At 60.4% G+C, this 21,482-nt stretch carries 16 protein-coding genes; 13 read left to right on the top strand and 3 right to left on the bottom strand.

What is annotated here, in order from left to right; all coding sequences use genetic code 11:
• Positions 1-183 precede the first annotated feature (183 nt).
• From NL116_RS03575 to choV, 3 genes are all read left to right on the top strand, one after another.
• Positions 184-1,131, top strand: coding sequence for a choline ABC transporter substrate-binding protein (locus tag NL116_RS03575; RefSeq protein ID WP_494376041.1), 948 nt, complete (start codon positions 184-186; stop codon positions 1,129-1,131).
• 66 nt (positions 1,132-1,197) lie between these two features.
• A complete protein-coding gene (choW, locus tag NL116_RS03570) occupies positions 1,198-2,043 on the top strand; it encodes a choline ABC transporter permease subunit (RefSeq protein ID WP_140671217.1) in 846 nt (281 codons plus the stop codon).
• Entirely contained in the window at positions 2,040-3,218 is a 1,179-nt protein-coding gene (gene choV, locus NL116_RS03565) for a choline ABC transporter ATP-binding protein (RefSeq protein WP_494376040.1), read from the top strand. Before choW ends, choV begins: the two co-directional genes overlap by 4 nt.
• A 128-nt stretch (positions 3,219-3,346) precedes the next feature.
• On the opposite strand, the gene NL116_RS03560 is transcribed toward choV, so the two are convergent.
• Positions 3,347-5,296 (bottom strand): BCCT family transporter, encoded by a 1,950-nt coding sequence (locus NL116_RS03560; RefSeq protein ID WP_494377997.1) that lies wholly within the window; start codon positions 5,294-5,296, stop codon positions 3,347-3,349.
• Positions 5,297-5,676: 380 nt separating this feature from the next.
• On the opposite strand from NL116_RS03560, the gene betI reads away from it, so the two are divergent.
• The 9 genes from betI to yccS all read left to right on the top strand — a co-directional run bounded on the left by betI (position 5,677) and on the right by yccS (position 19,544).
• Complete coding sequence (gene betI, locus NL116_RS03555) at positions 5,677-6,270, top strand: transcriptional regulator BetI (RefSeq protein ID WP_483843166.1); 594 nt, start codon at positions 5,677-5,679, stop codon at positions 6,268-6,270.
• Positions 6,271-6,377: 107 nt separating this feature from the next.
• Complete coding sequence (gene betB / locus NL116_RS03550) at positions 6,378-7,850, top strand: betaine-aldehyde dehydrogenase (protein WP_494376039.1); 1,473 nt, start codon at positions 6,378-6,380, stop codon at positions 7,848-7,850.
• 148 nt (positions 7,851-7,998) lie between these two features.
• Positions 7,999-9,702, top strand: a complete 1,704-nt coding sequence (gene betA / locus NL116_RS03545) for a choline dehydrogenase (protein ID WP_494376038.1) — start codon at positions 7,999-8,001, stop codon at positions 9,700-9,702.
• Between the two features lie 264 nt (positions 9,703-9,966).
• Complete coding sequence (locus NL116_RS03540; RefSeq protein WP_494376037.1) at positions 9,967-11,409, top strand: TldD/PmbA family protein; 1,443 nt, start codon at positions 9,967-9,969, stop codon at positions 11,407-11,409.
• Positions 11,409-12,746, top strand: coding sequence for a TldD/PmbA family protein (locus tag NL116_RS03535; RefSeq protein ID WP_494376036.1), 1,338 nt, complete (start codon positions 11,409-11,411; stop codon positions 12,744-12,746). The genes NL116_RS03540 and NL116_RS03535 overlap by 1 nt, the downstream gene beginning before the upstream one ends.
• Positions 12,747-12,903: 157 nt before the next feature.
• Entirely contained in the window at positions 12,904-14,331 is a 1,428-nt protein-coding gene (gene mdtD / locus NL116_RS03530) for a multidrug transporter subunit MdtD (RefSeq protein ID WP_494376035.1), read from the top strand.
• A 57-nt stretch (positions 14,332-14,388) separates the two neighbouring features.
• The gene (dbpA, locus tag NL116_RS03525) at positions 14,389-15,774 is read left to right on the top strand and encodes an ATP-dependent RNA helicase DbpA (RefSeq protein WP_494376034.1); all 1,386 of its coding nucleotides are present in this window, start codon (positions 14,389-14,391) and stop codon (positions 15,772-15,774) included.
• Positions 15,775-15,919: 145 nt separating this feature from the next.
• On the top strand, positions 15,920-17,098 hold the full coding sequence (locus tag NL116_RS03520) for a BaiN/RdsA family NAD(P)/FAD-dependent oxidoreductase (protein WP_494376033.1): 1,179 nt from the start codon (positions 15,920-15,922) through the stop codon (positions 17,096-17,098).
• 262 nt (positions 17,099-17,360) lie between these two features.
• Positions 17,361-19,544 (top strand): YccS family putative transporter, encoded by a 2,184-nt coding sequence (gene yccS, locus NL116_RS03515; protein ID WP_494376032.1) that lies wholly within the window; start codon positions 17,361-17,363, stop codon positions 19,542-19,544.
• 60 nt (positions 19,545-19,604) lie between these two features.
• Here yccS and NL116_RS03510 read toward each other — a convergent pair whose 3' ends face one another.
• On the bottom strand, positions 19,605-20,342 hold the full coding sequence (locus NL116_RS03510) for a substrate-binding periplasmic protein (RefSeq protein ID WP_494376031.1): 738 nt from the start codon (positions 20,340-20,342) through the stop codon (positions 19,605-19,607).
• Between the two features lie 256 nt (positions 20,343-20,598).
• Here NL116_RS03510 and NL116_RS03505 point away from each other — a divergent pair, with 256 nt between their 5' ends.
• The gene (locus NL116_RS03505) at positions 20,599-21,051 is read left to right on the top strand and encodes a GNAT family N-acetyltransferase (RefSeq protein WP_494376030.1); all 453 of its coding nucleotides are present in this window, start codon (positions 20,599-20,601) and stop codon (positions 21,049-21,051) included.
• 114 nt (positions 21,052-21,165) lie between these two features.
• Here NL116_RS03505 and NL116_RS03500 read toward each other — a convergent pair whose 3' ends face one another.
• Positions 21,166-21,462, bottom strand: coding sequence for a winged helix-turn-helix domain-containing protein (locus NL116_RS03500; protein WP_494376029.1), 297 nt, complete (start codon positions 21,460-21,462; stop codon positions 21,166-21,168).
• Positions 21,463-21,482 lie beyond the last annotated feature (20 nt).

Genomic DNA, 21,482 nt, shown 5'->3' with positions numbered 1-21,482 from the left:
CGACCATCCCTGTACTGGATACGACGCCCCCTGTAGGCGTCAGATTTTCACTGGTACATGATCGTATCGACTCGATTGCAAGGCGCCGTGGTAGAGCTGTCTCCAAAACGCCATCCAACCGCAACCTATAAGTGCGGTGGTCCAGTCGGAACACTGCCAAAAAAAACACCAAGGAGTCCATCCATGAAAGGTTCCCCGTCGTTGTTGTTGGCCGCCATGCTGAGTCTGCCGTTACTGGCTCAAGCTGCAGAACCCGCTCAGTGCAGTACCGTAAACTTCTCCGATGTCGGCTGGACCGACATTACCGCGACAACCGCTACCACCAGCGTCGTGCTCGACGCTCTCGGCTACAAGACCAAAACCACGATGATTTCCGTGCCGGTGACTTACAAGTCCCTGGCCGACGGCAAGAACATGGACGTGTTCCTGGGGAACTGGATGCCGACCATGGAAAACGACATCAAGGCTTACCGTGATGCCGGCACCGTCGACGTGGTGCGCACCAACCTGACCGGCGCCAAGTACACCCTCGCCGTGCCACAAGCGCTGTACGACAAAGGGCTGCATGACTTCGCTGACATCGCCAAATTCAAGAAAGAGCTCGACGGCAAGATCTACGGCATCGAACCTGGAAACGACGGTAACCGCCTGATCCAGAGTATGATCGACAAGAACGCCTTCGGCCTCAAAGACGCTGGTTTCAAAGTGGTCGAGTCCAGCGAAGCCGGCATGTTGTCGCAGGTCGATCGCGCGCAGAAGCGCGACACCGCCGTGGTCTTCCTCGGCTGGGCGCCGCACCCGATGAACAAGCGCTTCAAGATCCAATACCTCACCGGTGGTGACGACTTCTTCGGCCCCGACTTCGGCGCCGCCACCGTGGCAACCAACACCCGCAAGGGTTACACCCAGGAATGCAGCAACGTCGGCCAACTGCTGAAAAACCTGGAATTCACCGTCGACATGGAAAGCTCTCTGATGGGCAACATCCTGGACGACAAGATGAAGCCTGACGCGGCCGCCAAGGCCTGGCTCAAAAAGAATCCACAGGTCCTCGATACCTGGCTCGCTGGCGTGACCACCATTGACGGTAAACCAGGCCTGGAGGCCGTGAAAGCCAAGCTCGCGCAGTAATCGCTTACGCCGGGCGAGCTAGCTCGCCCGGGCTGTTTATTTCCTTGCATGCGGACGTTCACTACCATGCTGATTGATCAGAAAATCCCTTTAGGCCAGTACATCGCGGGCTTCGTTGAATGGTTGACGCAACACGGCGCCAGCACCTTCGACGCAATCGCAGTGACACTGGAAACGATGATCCACGGCGTGACTTTTGCGCTGACCTGGTTCAACCCGCTGGCATTGATCGGCCTCATCGCGCTACTGGCACACTTCATTCAACGCAAGTGGGGACTGACGGTCTTCGTCATCGCCTCCTTCCTGCTGATCCTCAACCTGGGGTACTGGCAGGAAACCATGGAAACCCTCGCCCAGGTGCTGTTCGCCACCCTGGTCTGCGTGGTCATCGGCGTGCCGTTGGGCATCGTCGCCGCGCATAAACCGATGTTCTACACACTCATGCGTCCGGTGCTCGATCTGATGCAGACCGTACCGACCTTCGTGTACCTCATTCCTACCCTGACCCTCTTCGGTCTGGGTGTGGTCCCGGGCTTGATCTCGACGGTAGTGTTCGCGATTGCCGCGCCTATCCGGCTGACTTACCTGGGCATTCGCGATGTTCCGGAAGAATTGATGGACGCTGGCAAGGCCTTTGGCTGCTCGCGACGTCAACTGCTCTCACGGATTGAATTGCCCCACGCCATGCCAAGCATCGCGGCCGGCATTACCCAGTGCATCATGCTGTCGCTGTCGATGGTGGTGATCGCGGCACTGGTAGGCGCCGACGGCCTGGGCAAACCCGTGGTCAACGCACTGAACACTGCTGATATCGCCCTGGGCTTCGAAGCGGGCCTGGCGATCGTATTGCTGGCGATCATGCTCGACCGTATCTGCAAACAACCCGACGCCAAAGTAGGGGGTGACGCATGAGCATTATTCGCTTCGACAACGTCGACGTAATCTTCTCAAAAGATCCACGCGAGGCACTCAAGCTGCTGGATCAAGGCATGACCCGTAACGAAATCCTGAAAAAGACCGGGCAGATCGTTGGTGTGGAAAAGGCCAGCCTGGACGTCGAAAAAGGTGAAATCTGCGTACTGATGGGCCTGTCCGGTTCCGGTAAGTCCAGCCTGCTGCGCTGCATCAACGGCCTCAACACCGTCAGTCGCGGCAAGTTGTTCGTCGAGCACGAAGGCAAGCAGATCGACATCGCCTCCTGCACCCCGGCAGAACTGAAAATGATGCGCACCAAGCGCATTGCGATGGTGTTTCAGAAGTTCGCCCTGATGCCTTGGTTGACCGTTCGCGAAAACATCAGTTTCGGCCTGGAGATGCAGGGTCGTCCTGAGAAGGAACGGCGCACCTTGGTGGACGACAAGCTGGAGCTGGTGGGCCTGACTCAATGGCGCAACAAGAAACCCAACGAGCTGTCCGGTGGTATGCAGCAACGTGTGGGCCTGGCCCGCGCCCTGGCGATGGACGCCGACATTCTGCTGATGGACGAACCGTTCTCGGCCCTCGACCCGCTGATCCGCCAGGGCCTGCAAGACGAACTGTTGGAACTGCAACGCAAGCTGAGCAAGACCATCGTGTTCGTGAGCCACGACCTCGATGAAGCCCTGAAGCTCGGTAGCCGTATTGCGATCATGAAAGACGGCCGGATCATTCAATACAGCAAGCCCGAAGAGATCGTGCTGAACCCGGCGGACGACTACGTGCGCACGTTCGTCGCGCACACCAACCCGCTGAACGTGTTGTGCGGCCGCAGCCTCATGCGCTCGCTGGACAACTGCAAGCGCATCAACGGTTCTGTCTGCCTGGATCCGGGCGGCGATTCGTGGCTGGACCTGGCCGAAGGCAACACCATCAAGGGCGCCCGCCAGAACGGCGCGAGCCTGGACTTGCAGAACTGGATTCCAGGACAAGCGGTGGAAGGTCTGGGGCGTCGGCCGACGCTGGTGGATTCGAATATCGGCATGCGCGATGCGCTGCAGATCCGCTATCAGACAGGCAACAAACTGGTATTGCATGACAACAATAAAGTGGTCGGGATTCTAGGCGACAGCGAGCTGTATCACGCACTGCTCGGCAAGAATCTGGGGTAAGGCAGCAGACACGAAAACGCCGCGAGAGGATCGCGGCGTTTTTGTTACTGCGGATATTTGGCTGTAAACACGGACCCCTCGCCACAATGGAGCTGCGGTGCATTCACTGCACCGCATCACCTCAAGGTTTAGCTATAGACACGGCCAAGGAGTTGGCGATGGCTTTCAAACTGATCGAGCACGTCACGGGTGATCTGATCCTGGGTGAAGCCCATCAAGTCGTAATCCTGACTGCCGTTGTGCAGGTACACCTCGGCGCGGTAGTAGCGTGCGCGTGGTTCATCAGCACTTTCAGCCGACGCCGTGTCACTCGCCCCTGCCAGATAGCCGTCCAGGCTCACTTCGTAGACAAAAGGGTTGCCCTCTTCCATCTCGATCCGCACGCCCATGCAGCGTTTCGACTTGCCCAGCAACGTCTGCACATCCAGACCCTGACCACGCAATTGCACCGCCGCATCTTCCAGCGCCGGGCTGACTTGCTTGTCCATGAAACGCTGGACAATCGACTGATTCGGCTGCAAGTCCAGTTGCGTCAAACGCTCGCTGAAACCACGACGACCGCGCGCCGCCAATTCCGCTTGCTCCTGTTCGATCTGCACGTCCTGGCGCATGGCCTTGTGCAAGCCAAACATGAAGAACACCAGCACTACCGAGAACGGCAGGCCAGCCAGCACCACCATGGTTTGCATGGCTTCGAAGTTACCGGCGAACAGCAGACCGATAGTCACCAGGGTGATCACTGCCGACCAGAAAATCCGCAGCCAGTGCGGCGCGTCTTCGTCGACGTTACCGCCCTTGCACGAAAGGTTGGCCATCATCACCGCACCGGAATCCGCCGGGGTCAGGAACAGCACGAAGCCGACAAAGATCGACACGCCGATCACAACCTTCGACGCCGGGTAATGCTCAAGCAACTGATAGATCGCCATGGACGGCTGTTCAAGCGCCGTCTTCCCGAGCTCCACCGCCCCATGGTTCATCACCAGGTCCAGGGCCGAGTTACCGAAGATCGACAGCCACGCCAAGGTGAAACCCAACGGGATCAGCAGCACGCCGGCCACCAGCTCACGCACCGTGCGACCACGGGAAATACGCGCGATGAACATGCCCACGAATGGCGCCCAGGAAATCCACCAGGCCCAGTAGAACAGGGTCCACAGGCCCAACCAGCGGTCGGACTTTTCACTGTCGCCTTCGTACACATACAGGTCGAAGGTCTTCAGGACCACGCCGTTCAGGTAGTCACCGATGTTCTGCACGAAGCCGTTGAGCAGGTGCAGGGTCGGGCCGAACAACAGGACGAAAATCAGCAAACCGCTGAACAGCACGATGTTCAGGTTGGACAGACGGCGGATACCGTTTTCCACACCGGACACAGCAGCGATGGTCGCCACGGTGCTCATCACGATGATCACGATCAGCAGGTTGGTGTTGCTGTGCTCCATGCCGAACAGGTTTTCCAACCCGGACGACACTTGCAGCGAACCAATCCCCAGGTTCGTCACCAGCCCCAGCAGGGTCACGAACATGCCGAAGCCGTCCACCGCATGACCGGCCGCGCCTTTGACCCAACGCTCGCCCACCAGCGGGTACAGCGCCGAACGCAACGCCAACGGCTGGTTATGACGGTAGGCAAAGTAAGCCACGGCCAGGCCGACCAAGGCGTAGATCGCCCAGCCATGCAGGCCCCAATGCAGGAATGTCAGTTGCACAGCCTGACGGGCGGCCATGTTGCTCGCGGCCACGCCTTCGGGCGGGTTGAAGTAATGGTCCAGCGGCTCGGAGGCACCGAAGTACAGGAGCGAAATGCCGATACCCGACGAGAACAGCATCCCCGCCCACGCGCCGTAGCTGAAGTCCGGGGTGTCGTCCTTGCTGCCCAGTTTCAGTTTGCCGTACGACGAAAACGCCAGGCCGACCACGAACACCAGGTACGCGGCGATCACCACCATGTAGTACCAGCCGAAGCTGCGGGACAACCAGGCCTGGGCAATACCGAGCACTCTGCCGGCCTCTTGCGGGGCGATGATCAGAATGGCGGTCAATAACAGGATCAGCGCGGTAGAGGTGTAGAACACCCAACCGTTGACCGTCACCTTATCGGGTGGGGTCTTTATAAGAGAGGCAGAACTCATGGCACAGATGCTCCAGGCAGTGCGAGAGAAGAACACAAGGCAACGCGTTACCCGACCAATCGGTTAGTGGGCTGCCGACCGGTGGGTGATATAAAGACACCCCGAAAAAAGCCCGAAACCCCGGAAGCGCCAGAGCGCGTAGGTTTCGAGCCGTTTCGGAAGTCGTTTTTTCCGCCACTGCACGTAGGAAAAATCAGCAGGCAGCGACGATTTGTCGCAGATCTTATTCTTTGTTGATTGAACGTTCAATCAAAACAAAATAGACTGGCCTTCAACCCGGTAGCCGTTTGACGTCCACCGGAAGGCCTAAGGAGATGTGCAAGATGCCCAAGGTCGGTATGCAACCCATCCGCCGCCAGCAACTGATCGAAGCCACCTTGCTGGCCGTCGACCAGGTCGGCATGGGGGACGCCAGCATTGCGCTGATCGCCCGTTTGGCCGGTGTCTCGAATGGCATCATCAGTCATTACTTTCAGGACAAGAACGGCCTGATCGCTGCCACGGCGCAGTACCTGATGAGTGTCCTCAGCGAGAACGTCACCGCACGCCGTCAGGCGCTGACAGATGAAAGCCCGCGGGCGCATCTGCAGGTGATCATCGAAGGCAACTTCGACGCCAGCCAGGTCAATGGCCCGGCAATGAAAACCTGGCTGGCCTTCTGGGCCACCAGCATGCACCACCCGTCTTTGCACAGGTTGCAGCGGATCAACGATCACCGTCTGTATTCCAACCTGTGTTGCCAGTTCCGCCGCGTATTGCCGCTCGATGATGCGCGCAGTGCAGCCCGTGGCCTGGCAGCGTTGATTGACGGTTTGTGGTTGCGCGGCGCGCTGTCGGGAGATGCTTTCGACACCGAGCAGGCGCACCGGATCGCGTACGAATACATGGATTTCCAACTGGCCAAGCGGGTGAGTTAGAGCACACACAAAACGCTCAACCCCCGAACCGCCACTGACCAGCGTGCCAGCGCAACACGGCACGCCCAGTGGTCAACGCCAACCACTTATGCACTTGCGAGGACTTTATGGCCCGTTTCGAACTGCAAAAACTCTACATCGATGGCGGCTACAGTGACGCCAGCAGCGACGCCACTTTCGAAGCCATCAACCCGGCTAACGGTGAAGTCCTCGCAACAGTACAACGTGCAACAAAGGACGACGTTGAGCGCGCGGTGGTCAGCGCCGAAAAGGGCCAGAAAATCTGGGCCGCGATGACCGCCATGGAGCGTTCGCGCATCCTGCGTCGCGCTGTCGACATCCTGCGCGAGCGCAACGATGAACTGGCCGCCCTGGAAACCCTGGACACCGGCAAGTCGTTCTCCGAAACCAAATACGTCGACATCGTCACCGGCGCTGACGTGCTGGAGTACTACGCAGGCCTGGTGCCGGCTATCGAAGGCGAGCAGATTCCGCTGCGCACCACTTCTTTCGTCTACACCCGTCGCGAGCCGTTGGGCGTCGTCGCCGGTATCGGCGCGTGGAACTACCCGATCCAGATCGCCCTGTGGAAATCCGCACCGGCCCTGGCAGCCGGTAACGCGATGATCTTCAAGCCAAGTGAAGTCACCTCACTGACCACCCTGAAACTGGCCGAGATCTACACCGAAGCAGGCTTGCCAGCCGGCGTGTTCAACGTACTGACCGGCAGCGGCCGTGAAGTTGGCACCTGGTTGACCGAGCACCCGCGCATCGAAAAAATCTCCTTCACCGGCGGCACCGACACCGGCAAGAAGGTCATGGCCAGTGCTTCTGCTTCGTCGCTGAAAGACGTGACCATGGAACTGGGCGGCAAATCCCCGCTGATCATTTTCGACGACGCCGACCTCGATCGCGCCGCCGACACTGCAATGATGGCCAACTTCTACAGTTCCGGTCAGGTCTGCACCAACGGCACTCGTGTATTCGTGCCGAGCCACCTGAAAGCCGCTTTCGAAGCCAAGATCGTTGAACGCGTTGCACGCATTCGCGTCGGCAACCCGGAAGACGAGAACACCAACTTCGGCCCGCTGGTCAGCTTCGCCCACATGGAAAGCGTGCTGGGCTACATCGCCAAAGGCAAAGAGGAAGGCGCTCGTGTGCTGTGCGGCGGCGGTCGTCTGACTGACGGCGAATTCGCCAAAGGCGCCTTCGTGGCCCCGACCGTGTTCACCGATTGCACCGACGAGATGACCATCGTGCGCGAAGAAATCTTCGGCCCGGTCATGGCCATCCTGACTTACGAAACCGAAGAAGAAGTGATCCGTCGCGCCAACGACACCGAGTTCGGTTTGGCGGCGGGTGTCGTCACCAAAGACCTGAACCGCGCTCACCGCGTGATTCATCAACTGGAAGCCGGTATCTGCTGGATCAACGCCTGGGGCGAGTCCGACGCGAAGATGCCGGTGGGTGGCTACAAGCAGTCGGGTGTGGGCCGTGAGAACGGTATCAGCTCGCTGAACAACTTCACCCGCATCAAATCGGTACAGGTCGAGCTGGGCGATTACGCCTCGGTGTTCTAAGCCCCGAGTCTTGTATTGCCGGCGAGTCCGTCCTCGCGGGCAGGCCACGCTCCCACAGGTTAGCGCTGTACCTGTGGGAGCTGCCTTGCCTGCGATCGAGTGCGAAGCACTCGCCTGACCTGACCAACATTCAAAGAGGGTGCATTCAATGTCCCAAGAATTCGATTACATCATCATCGGTGCCGGCTCGGCCGGTAACACCTTGGCGACCCGTCTGACTGAAGACGAAGGCGTCACCGTCCTGCTGCTCGAAGCGGGCGGCCCGGACTACCGTTTCGACTTCCGCACACAAATGCCGGCTGCCCTGGCGTTCCCGCTGCAAGGCCGTCGCTACAACTGGGCGTACGAAACCGATCCAGAACCACACATGGACGGTCGCCGGATGGAATGCGGTCGCGGCAAGGGCCTCGGTGGTTCTTCGCTGATCAACGGCATGTGCTACATCCGCGGCAACGCAATGGACTACGACAACTGGGCCAAGTTGCCAGGCCTGGAAGACTGGGATTACCTGAACTGCCTGCCGTATTTCCGCAAAGCCGAAACCCGAGACATCGGTCCAAACGATTACCACGGCGGCGAAGGTCCGGTCAGCGTGACCACGCCGAAAGCCGGCAACAACCCACTGTTCCACGCCATGGTTGAAGCCGGCGTGCAAGCCGGTTACCCGCGCACCGAAGACCTCAACGGTTACCAGCAGGAAGGTTTCGGCCCGATGGACCGTACCGTGACGCCGAACGGCCGTCGCGCCAGCACCGCTCGCGGTTACCTCGACGTTGCCAAGAAGCGTTCGACCCTGACCATCGTCACCCACGCCCTGACCGACAAAATCCTGTTCGAAGGCAAGCGTGCAGTCGGCGTGCGTTACCTGATCGGCGCCGCTGAAGAGCGCGTTGAAGTCCGCGCCCGCAAAGAAGTGCTGCTGTGCTCCGGCGCCATCGCTTCGCCGCAGATTCTGCAACGCTCCGGCGTCGGCCCGGCTGACCTGCTGAACAAGCTCGACATCCCGGTGGTCCATGACCTGCCAGGCGTCGGCGAAAACCTGCAGGATCACCTTGAGCTGTACCTGCAATACGCCTGCACCCAACCGGTTTCGCTGTACCCGTCGCTGCTCTGGTACAACCAGCCGGCCATCGGTGCCGAGTGGCTGTTCAACGGCACCGGTATCGGCGCCAGCAACCAGTTCGAAGCCGGCGGTTTCATCCGTACCCGTCCGGAATTCGATTGGCCGAACATCCAGTATCACTTTCTGCCGGTCGCGATTAACTACAACGGCAGCAACGGCGTGAAAGAGCACGGCTTCCAGGCGCACATGGGCTCCATGCGTTCGCCGAGCCGTGGCCGTATTCAAGCGAAGTCGAAAGACCCGCGCCAACACCCGAGCATCCTCTTCAACTACATGGCCACCGAGCAGGACTGGCAGGAATTCCGCGACGGCATCCGCCTGACCCGCGAAATCATGCAGCAGCCTGCGCTGGACGCTTTCCGTGGCCGCGAAATCAGCCCGGGCATCGACGTGCAAACCGATGAACAGCTCGACAAGTTCATCCGTGAACATGCCGAAACCGCGTTCCACCCGTCCTGCTCGTGCAAGATGGGCACCGACGACATGGCCGTGGTTGATGGCGAAGGCCGTGTACACGGCATGCAAGGTCTGCGTGTGGTCGATGCCTCGATCATGCCGATCATCACCACCGGCAACCTGAACGCGCCGACGATCATGATCGCCGAGAAAATCGCCGACAAGATCCGTGGCCGCCAGCCATTGCCGCGCAGCAAGGCTGCCTACTTCGTGGCCGGTGATGCACCGGTGCGTGGCAAGCCGTTGCGGGAAGTGAGCCTGACCGCGCAGTAAGGCAGTTTCACCGCGGTGCTGCCTTCGCGAGCAAGCCCGCTCCCACGTTTTGACCGAGTCGCCAGTTAACGACACGATCAAATGTGGGAGCGGGCTTGCTCGCGAAGGGGCCCTTCATAACACCACACCTCTCCCGGTAATGTTTTCCTACACCGATCCAAGCTTGATCCTACCCCCCGCGCAGGCCTAATCTAGCGCCACGCAAACGTTTCACCCCCCTCGCAACACCGCAACACCGCCACTCCATACCAAGGAGGTTCCCGAATGTTCGATTTCCACCCCCAGCTCAAGCAGCGCTTCGCTGCCTTGCGCACGGGCGCTGAATTCTTTTCGCTGCGTTATGTGCGCGAGTCCGGCCAATACTTGTCGGTGCGCAAGAACGTCGCCGAACCTCCCCGCCTCAGCCGTGATGAAGGCGCGATGCTGACCGCGCGCGTCAACGGCGTCGAAGCTTACGCCGCGACTAATGACCTGTCGCAACAGGGCCTGCAAGCGGCGCTGGACCGCGCCGAGCAACAAGCCCGCCGACTCAAGCCCCATGCGCTGCTCGACCTGCGCGACCAAGAAGTCTCCAGCGACCGCGCCGACTATTTTTCGCCGAACCTCGACCAGCCCTTCCCGTCTCTGAGCGATTGCTACCAACTGCTCGGCGCCGAATCCGCGTCCGTGCCCAAGGACGAGCGGTTGGTGAACTGGCAGGTCAGCATCGGCATCACCCGCGTCGAGCAGATCTACCTCAACAGCGCCGGTGCAGAACTGCGCCAGGCCCAGCGTTTCGTCTACCCGGGCCTCGACGTCACGGCCTACGACGGCAATGACAGCCAGACCCGCAGCCTCGGCCGCGAGAACTTCGGCCAACAGGGCGGCGCGGATGTGATCAGTCGTTGCGGCCTGATCGGCGCCGGCCCGCAAGTGGCCGATCAGGCGCTGCAACTGCTGCTCGCGCCGAACACCCCGCAAGGCCCGCGCGACCTGCTGCTGATGCCCGACCAGATGATGTTGCAGATCCACGAATCCATCGGTCACCCGCTGGAACTGGACCGCATCCTGGGCGATGAGCGCAATTACGCCGGCACCAGTTTCGTCAAGGCAGAAGACTTTGGTCAGCTGCAATACGGCTCGAAGCTGCTCAACGTAACGTTCGACCCGGACATCCCCGAACAGCTCGCCAGCTACGGCCACGACGACGACGGCACCGCCGCGAGCAAACAATTCCTGATCAAGGAAGGTGTGCTGCTGCGGCCATTGGGCGGCGCGCTGTCGCAATTCCGCGCTGGCATGAACGGTGTCGCCAACAGTCGCGCCTGTGGCTGGAACCGTCCACCGATCGACCGCATGGCCAACCTCAACATAGAACCCGGCGATCAACCGCTGGAACAACTGATCGGCAACATCGAACACGGGATCATGATGTCGACTAACCGTTCGTGGTCCATCGATGATGCACGCAACAAGTTCCAGTTCGGCTGCGAATGGGCGCAGTTGATCGAAAACGGCGAGCTCAAAGGCGTGGTAAAAAACCCCAACTACCGGGCGATTTCCGCGCAGTTCTGGAAAAGCCTCAGCGCCGTCGGCGACGCCAATACCGTCAAGGTCCTGGGCACACCGAACTGCGGCAAGGGTGAACCGAACCAGGTGATCCGCGTCGGCCACGCGTCGCCGGCCTGTGTGTTCAGCAACGTGGATGTGTTTGGGGGAGACGCCTGATGAGTACGTCGAACAATCAGGCCGATGCGTTCAAGGCCTTGGTCAACTGGCTGCGCGAGGCGATTCGCGAGCCAGAACAATTCACCCTCAGCTACGCCAGCGAGTCATCGGCCTTCGTGCGTTTCAACCACGCCAAGGTGCGGCAGGCCGGTCAGGTGCAGCAAGCGAGCATCGGTTTCAAGCTGATCAACGATGGCCGGCATGCCGACCTCGACATCACGCTGGCCGGCGACCCGCAAGTGGACCAGCAGCGTCTGGCCGAAGGCCTGCAACAGTTGCGCGACACCCTGCCGTTGCTGCCGCCGGACCCGTACCTGCTGCTCAACCACAACCGCTGGCAGAGCAAGAACGTGCAAGAACATCCGCTGCCGGACACCGAGCAAGTGGTGGCCGAAATCACTCAGGCGGCCGAAGGGCTCGACCTGGTGGGTTTCTACGCGGCGGGCCCGATCAGTCGCGGTTTCGCCAGCTCGTCGGGTGCATTTGGCTGGCATCAGGCCAACAGTTTCAACTTCGACTTCAGCCTGTTCCACGACAATGGCCAAGCGGTGAAAGCCAGCTACGCCGGACATCACTGGAGCAGCGAAGGGTTTGCCAAGCGCTTCGCTGTGGCGCGCGAGCAATTAACGTTTCTTGGGCGGCCCTTGCGCACGCTGGCACCGGGTCAGTACCGCGCCTACCTCGCACCGGCAGCCCTGGAGGAAATCATGGGCATGCTCGGCTGGGGTGGATTTTCAGCGCAGTCGATTGCCAGCAAAACCAGCCCGCTGCAAAAGCTTTACGCAGGGGACAGTGCATTCAGCCCACAGGTGTCCATTGATGAAAAAGTCAGTGGCTCCTTGAGCCCGGCATTCTCCGGCGAAGGTTATCCCCGCAGTGATCTGGGCTTGATCGTCGAAGGCAAGGCCGGCGCGCAAATGGTCAGCTCACGCAGCGCGGCCGAGTACGGCTTGACCGCCAATGGAGCGGGCGGCGGTGAAATGCCGAGTGCATTGAACATGGCGGCCGGGACGTTGCCTGAAGCAGAGATCCTCAAGCAATTGGGCACGGGGTTGTACATCAGCAATCTCTGGTACTTGAACTACTCCGACCAACCGGGGGCACGCATGACCGGGATGACCCGATTTGCGACGTTCTGGGTCGAGAACGGCGAGATTCAGGCACCGGTGAGCACCATGCGTTTTGATGACAGCGCCTACAGCTTGCTGGGTTCGCACCTGGAGGCGCTGACCGAGGAGCGGGAGTTGTTGCTGTCGGCGAGCACCTACAGCCAGCGGGCAACGGCGTCGGCATTGTTACCGGGTGCGCTGATCAGCCGACTGACCTTGACCCTGTAAACACAAAACCCCTGTGGGAGCGGGCTTGCCTGCGAAGAGGCCATCAGCAACAGCATCGACGCTGACTGACACACCGCCTTCGCCGGCAAGCCCACCCCCACAGGGATTGTGGCTTGTAATGATCTTGCATTAACAACTCCAACCCGCAAGAGGTCCCATGCCCAACCGCCCGCCTCTCGACGCTGTCACCGCCCGCTGGGTGCCATGGGTCGTCGCCATTGCCTTCTTCATGCAATCCCTCGACGGCACCATTCTCAATACTGCCCTGCCGGCCATGGCCCGGGACCTGGCGGAAGATCCGTTGCGCATGCAGGGCGTGATCATCGCCTACATGCTCACGGTCGCCTTGCTGATCCCCGCCTCCGGCTGGATCGCCGACCGTTTCGGCACCAAGAAAATCTTCTTCGGCGCGATTCTGCTGTTCAGCCTCGGCTCATTGCTCTGCGCCTTGTCGAGCACCTTGAGCATGCTGATCGGCGCCCGGGTGATTCAGGGCCTGGGCGGCGCGTTGATGCTGCCGGTGGGGAGGCTGGTGGTGCTGCGCGCCTACCCTCGCTCGGAACTGGTGCGGATCATGGGCTTCATCACCATTCCCGGATTGCTCGGCCCCTTGATCGGCCCGACCATGGGCGGCTGGATGGTCGAATACCTGACCTGGCACTGGATCTTCCTGATCAACCTGCCCGTCGGGCTGGTCGGCTGCTACGCCGTGTGGAAATTCATCCCGGACCTGCGCGGCACCGAGCGCACCCGTTTCGATGGCCTGGGATTTGTACTGTTCGGCGCGGCGATGATTTTGATCACCGTCGCCATGGAGGGCTTGGGCGAACTGCACCTGCCCCACCTGCGCGTGATGCTGCTGCTGTTCGCCGGTTTGGCCTGCCTCGCGGCGTACTGGTTGCGCGCCGGGCATACTGAAAACCCGCTGTTCGCGCCTTCACTGTTCAAGACCCGGACCTTCGCCGTGGGCATCCTCGGCAACCTGTTCGCCCGGCTCGGCAGCGGCGCCCTGCCCTTTCTCGTGCCGTTGCTGCTGCAAGTGGCGCTGGGCTATTCGCCGTCGCAGGCGGGGATGAGCATGCTGCCGCTGGCGGCGGCGGCGATGATCGCCAAGTGGGTCGCGCGGCCGCTAATCGAACGGTTGGGCTATCGGATCGTGTTGACCGGCAACACCCTGGCGCTGGGCATCATGCTTGCGAGCATGGGCCTGGTCAGCGAGCAGACGCCGTACTGGCTGCTGCTGTGCCTGCTGGCGATTCTCGGGGCGATCAACTCGCTGCAATTTACCGCGATGAACACCGTCACCCTGATCGACCTCGACGATGCCAGCGCCAGCAGCGGCAACAGCCTGCTGTCGGTGGTCGCGCAATTATCCCTGAGCCTGGGCGTAGCGTGCGCCGGCGCGCTGCTCGGCGGCTTTACCGCCGAGATCGGAAACGATGGTGTGGAGACGGTGTTGGGCGCGTTCCAGCTGACGTTTGTCACGGTCGGAATCATGGCCATGCTGGCGGCCACGATCTTTTCCCAGCTCTCAAAGGAAGACGGACGGCGCGTCAAACGTCCGGAAGAACACATCGAGCCTTAGGGCGAATGGCCCCGGGACTGATACACTGCGCGACATTTTGTTTTGCAGGCCAGTCCCGTGACCACCATCGCCACCGCTTTTAATACTTTGCCGCTGTCCGCCGCCATGCTGGCTAACCTCGACTCTTTGGGTTATGCCGAGATGACGCCGATCCAGGCGCAAAGCTTGCCGGTGATCCTCAAGGGGATGGACCTGATCGCCCAGGCCAAGACCGGCAGCGGCAAGACCGCCGCCTTCGGTATCGGCTTGCTGAACCCGATCAATCCGCGCTTCTTCGGTTGCCAGGCGCTGGTCATCTGCCCGACGCGCGAACTCGCGGATCAGGTCGCCAAGGAACTGCGTCGTCTGGCACGCGCCGAAGACAACATCAAGATCCTGACCTTGTGCGGCGGCGTGTCGTTCGGCCCGCAGATCGGCTCGCTGGAGCACGGCGCGCACATCATCGTCGGCACCCCGGGCCGTATCCAGCAGCACCTGCGCAAAGGTTCGCTGGTGCTCCACGGCCTGAACACGCTGATCCTCGACGAAGCTGACCGCATGCTCGACATGGGTTTCTACGATTCCATCGAAGAAATCATTGCCCAGACCCCGGAACGTCGCCAGACCCTGCTGTTCTCGGCCACGTACCCGACGGGCATCAAGCAACTCGCCGCGAAGTTCATGCGCAACCCTCAGATCGTCAAGGCCGAGGCGTTCCATGACGACACGCAGATCGAGCAGCGTTTCTACGAAATCTCCCCGGATGACCGCATGAGCGCGGTGACCAAGGTGCTTGGTCACTTCCGCCCAGCGTCCTGCGTGGCGTTCTGCTTCACCAAGCAGCAGGTTCAGGAAACCGTCGATCACCTGACGTCCAAAGGTATCTCGGCCGTCGGCCTGCATGGCGATCTGGAACAGCGTGATCGCGACCAGGTGTTGGCCATGTTCTCCAACCGCAGTACCTCGGTACTGGTCGCCACCGACGTCGCCGCTCGCGGCCTGGACATCGATGCGCTGGACATGGTGATCAACGTCGAGCTGGCCCGTGACTCGGAAATCCATATTCACCGTGTCGGCCGTACCGGCCGCGCTGGCGAGAAAGGCATTGCGATCAGCCTGGTTGCGCCGTCCGAAGCACACCGCGCCCAAGCCATCGAGCAACTGCAGAAGGCGCCGTTGAACTGGGACCAGGTGGACAACCTCACGTCACAGGGCGGTGCTCCGTTGCTGCCGGCCATGAGCACGCTGTGCATCGGCGCTGGCCGTAAAGACAAGGTTCGTCCGGGCGACATTCTGGGCGCACTGACCGGCGATGCCGGTATTCCGGGCGCCCAGGTCGGCAAAATCGCGATTTTCGATTTCCAGGCGTACGTGGCCGTAGAGCGCGGGATTGCCAAGCAAGCCTTGCAGCGCCTGAACGACGGCAAGATCAAGGGCCGTTCGCTGCGCGTTCGCATCCTGTAAGAACAACGCACTTCCCCTGTGGGAGCCGGGCTTGCCCGCGATGGCGGACTAACAGTCAACAATGATGTTGAATGTGCGGGCCTCATCGCGGGCAAGCCCGGCTCCCACAGTTTGTTTTGTGGTGACACATCAAGAGGACACTGTTTTGCGCTCTACCGAAGTCGTGATCATTGGCGCTGGCGCCGCAGGGTTGATGTGTGCGCTGACCGCCGCCGGGCGTGGGCGCAAGGTGATGTTGCTCGACCATGCGAACAAGGCTGGCAAGAAAATCCTGATGTCGGGCGGTGGCCGCTGCAATTTCACCAACATGTATACCGAACCTGGCAATTTCCTCTCGCAGAATGAACACTTCTGCAAATCCGCACTGGCGCGCTACACCCAGTGGGATTTCATCGGCATGGTCGCCAAACACGGCGTGCCGTACCACGAAAAGAAGCTCGGCCAGCTGTTCTGCGATAACAAATCCAGCGACATCCTCGAGATGCTGCTCAATGAGTGCGATCAAGTCGGCGTGAGCTTGCACCTGGACACCTCGATCCAGACCATTGAAAAACTCGAGAGCGGTTACCTGCTGGACACCACAATGGGCCAGATCACCTGCGAGTCTTTGGTGATCGCCACGGGCGGTCTTTCGATTCCGACCTTAGGCGCCACCGGTTTCGGCTACCAGGTTGCCAGGCAGTTCGGTCATGAACTGCTGCCAACCCGCGCCGGCCTCGTGCCATTCACCATCACCGACCAGTTGAAAGCGCTTTGCACCGAACTGTCCGGCACGTCGGTGGACTGCCTGGTGAGCTGCAACGAGCAGAGTTTCCGCGAGAACATCCTGTTCACTCACCGAGGCCTCAGCGGCCCGGCGATTTTGCAGATTTCTTCGTTCTGGGAATCCGGCGACACGGTCGAGATCAACCTGATGCCGGACCACGACGCGCACGAATGGCTGCAACAGCAGCAGGCTGAACGTCCGAACACCGAGTTGAAAACCCTGCTGGGGGAAATCTTCACCAAGAAGATGGCCAACCTGCTGGCGGACAACTGGTTCGTGTCCAAACCGATGAAGCAATACACCCACGCGGAAATCGCCGACATCGCCGAAAAACTGGCGAACTGGAAAGTGGTGCCGGCCGGTACCGAAGGCTATCGCACGGCGGAAGTGACCCTGGGCGGCGTCGACACCCACGAAGTGTCGTCCAAGACCATGGAATCGCTGAAAAGCCCTGGCCTGTACTTTATCGGCGAAGTGCTCGACGTCACCGGACATCTGGGCGGTTTCAACTTCCAGTGGGCGTGGGCCTCAGGCTACGCCGCCGCGCAATACGCCTGACAAACACTAAACCGATGTGGGAGCGAGCTTGCTCGCGATAGCGGTCTGACAGTCGACATAGATGTTGAATGTACTGACCTCATCGCGAGCAAGCTCGCTCCCACAGGTTTTTCGGTCTGCCAATAAATTGTGATTGGGCTCCCACATTGACCATGTGTGATATCAAGGAACAGATTTTGCTGTCAGATGTGATCGACGCCATTGCGTCGGCGTCATTACTGGCTCAATTTAGCGTCATTGCCTCGGAAGGCCATCGCACTTCATGTCATCGACTCCTCTCAGTCAGTCTCTGCGTCGCCTCTGGGCGCTGGATAAATTCAGCTACAGCGTGCGAGTGTTCATCGCCCTGACCGGCAGCATGGCGGTCTGCTGGTATCAGGATGAAATGGGCCTGCTGATCCCGTTGTTCCTGGGAATCATCGCCAGCGCCCTGGCCGAAACCGACGACAGTTGGCAGGGTCGCCTCAACGCGCTCGCCGTGACACTGGTGTGCTTCAGCGTCGCCGCCTTCTCCGTCGAACTGTTGTTCCCCTACCCCTACATTTTCATCATCGCCCTGGCCCTGGCCAGTTTCGGCCTGACCATGCTGGGCGCCCTCGGCGAACGCTATGGCGCCATTGCCTCGGCGACGCTGATTCTGTCGGTCTACACCATGATTGGCGTGGATCAGCGCGGCGGTGCCGTCACGGATTTCTGGCATGAGCCGGTGCTGCTGGTGGCCGGTGCAGCCTGGTACGGTTTGCTGTCGGTGCTGTGGCAGGCGATGTTTTCCAACCAGCCGGTGCAGCAGAGCCTGGCGCGGTTGTTCCGCGAGTTGGGTTTCTACCTGAAGCTGAAATCGTCGCTGTTCGAGCCGATCCGGCAGATGGACGTGGAAGCACGGCGCCTGGAACTGGCCCAGCAGAATGGACGTGTGGTGGCGGCACTGAACGCCGCCAAGGAAATCATTTTGCACCGGGTCGGCAACGGGCGGCCGGGCTCGAAAGTCAGCCGCTACCTGAAGCTGTACTTCCTCGCCCAGGACATCCACGAGCGCGCCAGTTCGTCGCATTACCCCTACAACGCACTGGCGGAGGCGTTTTTCCACAGCGACGTGCTGTTCCGCTGTCAGCGCCTGCTGCGTCAGCAAGGCAAGGCCTGCCGCGCACTGGCCGAGTCGATCCAGATGCGTCAGCCGTTCGTCTACGACGCGAGCTTCGCCGAAGCCCTTGGCGACCTGAATGCCTCCATCGAACACCTGCGTATCCAGAGCAACCCGGCCTGGCGCGGCCTGTTGCGCTCGCTGCGGGCACTCACGGCCAACCTCTCGACGCTCGACCGCTTGCTCAGTGATGCCAGCAACCCGGACGCCCTGGCCGATGCCACCGACAGTAGCCTGCTCGACCGTTCGCCGCGCAGCCTCAAAGATGTCTGGATGCGCTTGCGCACCCAACTCACGCCGACGTCGCTGCTGTTCCGCCATGCACTGCGTTTGCCCCTGGCGCTGAGCATTGGCTATGGCATGGTGCATTTGATTCACCCATCGCAAGGTTACTGGATCATCCTCACCACGCTGTTCGTGTGCCAGCCGAACTACGGCGCGACTCGGCGCAAACTCGGTCAGCGGATCATCGGTACGGCGATCGGCCTGACCCTGGCTTGGGCGCTGTTCGATCTGTTCCCCAATCCCTTGATCCAGTCGTGCTTCGCAATCGCCGCCGGCGTGGTGTTCTTTATCAACCGCACCACCCGCTACACCTTGGCCACCGCCGCCATCACCTTGATGGTGCTGTTCTGCTTCAACCAGGTCGGCGACGGTTACGGGCTGTTCCTGCCGCGACTGCTCGATACTTTGCTTGGCAGCCTGATCGCCGGGCTGGCGGTGTTCCTGTTCCTGCCGGACTGGCAAGGCCGACGCCTGAACAAAGTGCTGGCCAACACCCTGACCTGCAACAGCATTTACCTGCGCCAGATCATGCAGCAATACGCCGCCGGCAAAAGTGACGATCTGGCGTATCGCCTGGCTCGACGCAACGCGCACAACGCCGATGCAGCGTTGTCGACGACACTGGCCAACATGCTCATGGAGCCTGGGCACTTCCGAAAAGAAGCGGATGTCGGGTTTCGTTTTCTGGTGTTGTCACACACGCTGCTCAGCTATTTGTCGGGGCTGGGGGCGCACCGTGAAACGGCGCTCCCGGCGGATGTTCGCGAGCAGTTGATTGAGGGTGCCGGCGTAAGCCTGGCAGCGAGCATCGATGAGATCGCCCAAGGCCTGGCGAGCAAAACGCCGGTGGCGATTCAAAGTGATGAGGAAGAGGCACTCGCCAATTCGCTTGAGCAGATGCCGGATGAAATCGATGAAGGGCAGCGGTTGGTGCAGACGCAGTTGGCGTTAATCTGTCGGCAACTGGGCCCGTTGCGGACGTTGGCGGCGCATTTGATCAAAGACACTGGCGAAGATTGAGATTTGTGGGGGCTTGCTCGCGATGGGACCATCAATGACACCCGCGACTTATGCTCAGCCTCACATCCCATGCTGCTTCATCAACCGCTCATAACTCCCATCCGCCTTCATCTCGGCAATCTCCCGGTCAAACCCGGCGACGATCTGCTCATGCCGCGGGTTCTTCAAACTGACCAAAATATGCAGGCTGTTCTCGCTCAACGGCTTGGGCAGAAACTCCACCGCATTACGCACTTTGGAGGACTCACGCGCCAGGTAATAACGGGCGACGTATTCATCTTCCAGCGTCAACTTGACCCGGTCCGCCGCCACCATGCGCACGGCCATGGAAAAGTTGTGCACCGGGACTTTCTGCAGCGATGCGTCGTCATCGAACTCCGGCGAATAGGCGTAGCCGCGCACGATCGCAATCGGATAGGTGTGCAGTTGCTGCAGGTTGTTGTATTCGATGGGCGCATCTTTGCGTTTCAGAAAACGCACGCGGTTAAGCAGGTATTCGCCGGAGAACTGGCCCAGTTTGGTCCGATCGTTGGTGTACCAGGCGTTGACCAGCACGTCGTAACGCCCCTCGCCTATGCCCAATAACGCTCGGGCCCAAGGCACTTGCTCGAAATCACTGGCAAAGCCTGCGCGTGCCAGCGCGGTGGTGACGATGTCCGTCGCCAACCCGCCGTTGACCAGCGTGGCGTCGGTAAAAGGTGGCCAGGCGTCGGCGACCAGACGCAGCTTTTCCGCGGCCGCACCCTGTGTCAGCAACAGCAATACGATCAAAGCAGAAGCTCGATGCAATCGCGGCATGCTAGAAAATCCTTAACGGACGGGTAGCCCGACCTTTTTTCAGCCCAAACTCCAAGACCCATATACCGGCAGCCAGGTACTCAACATTAGCTCATTGAAGCCATTGCACAGCGCGTCATCGAAGATTACACAAAGAAGACGGCGCCGCGCGAAATGAATGATGGCATTTTGGCCTTTGTCACAGATTTCCCCGCCATCAAGACAACGGTCCTCAGGACGCTTAGTATCGGAGCGACGATGTTCAAGGAAAGCGAAAATGACAATTGACTGGATCTGCAAACACCACAGCGATTTGGGCAAGGAACAGCTGTACGCCATTCTGCAACTGCGTGCAGAGGTGTTCGTCGTCGAGCAGAAGTGCGTCTATCAAGACATCGATGGCCAGGACCTGGAAGGAGACACCTGCCATTTGATGGCATGGGACGAGAATCGACTGGTGGGTTACCTGCGATTGCTCGACCCGCAGCTGCAGGGGGGTGATGTGGTGATTGGCCGGGTGATTGTTGCACCGGCGGCCCGTGGTACCGGGATTGGGCACGAATTGATGGCCCAGGCGTTGAAGCAGGCTGAGAAACACTGGCCGGAGATGCCGGTTTATCTGTCGGCGCAGGCGCATTTGCAGGGGTATTACGGGCGGTATGGGTTTGTGGTGGCGGGTGAGGAGTATGTCGAGGATGGCATTCCGCACATTGGGATGCGTCGGCTTTAAGGGCCCCATCGCGAGCAAGCCCGCTCCCACATTCGACCGTATTCTCTTGGAGGAACGCGGTTAAATGTGGGAGCGGGCTTGCTCGCGAAGGCGTCAGTCGCGGCACCGCAGAGATCAGGGGTACTCAAGCACCGCTTTGATCTGCCGCAAATTTCGCTCGATCCATCCGCGATCAATCGCCCCCCACTCGCGAATCCGATAACGCCCCGCATGATTGCGCGCGCCTTCTTCCTGCTCGAACTCGCACATGATGTCCAGGTCCGCCAACGCCGCAATCGTGTCCTGTGCCGTGCGCCGGGGCATGCCGGTCACATCGGTCAAGGCCGGGACGCTGCTCGCCAGCCCGCTGTCGATCAAGTACGCGACGTACAACCGGCGATAGAAACTACTCTTGGTCTTGCTGACTTCCATTCTAAGACTCCCGACCGTTG

The organism is Pseudomonas sp. FBCC-B1667, assembly GCF_059133255.1.
This window is presented reverse-complemented; position numbering and strand designations above follow the sequence as displayed.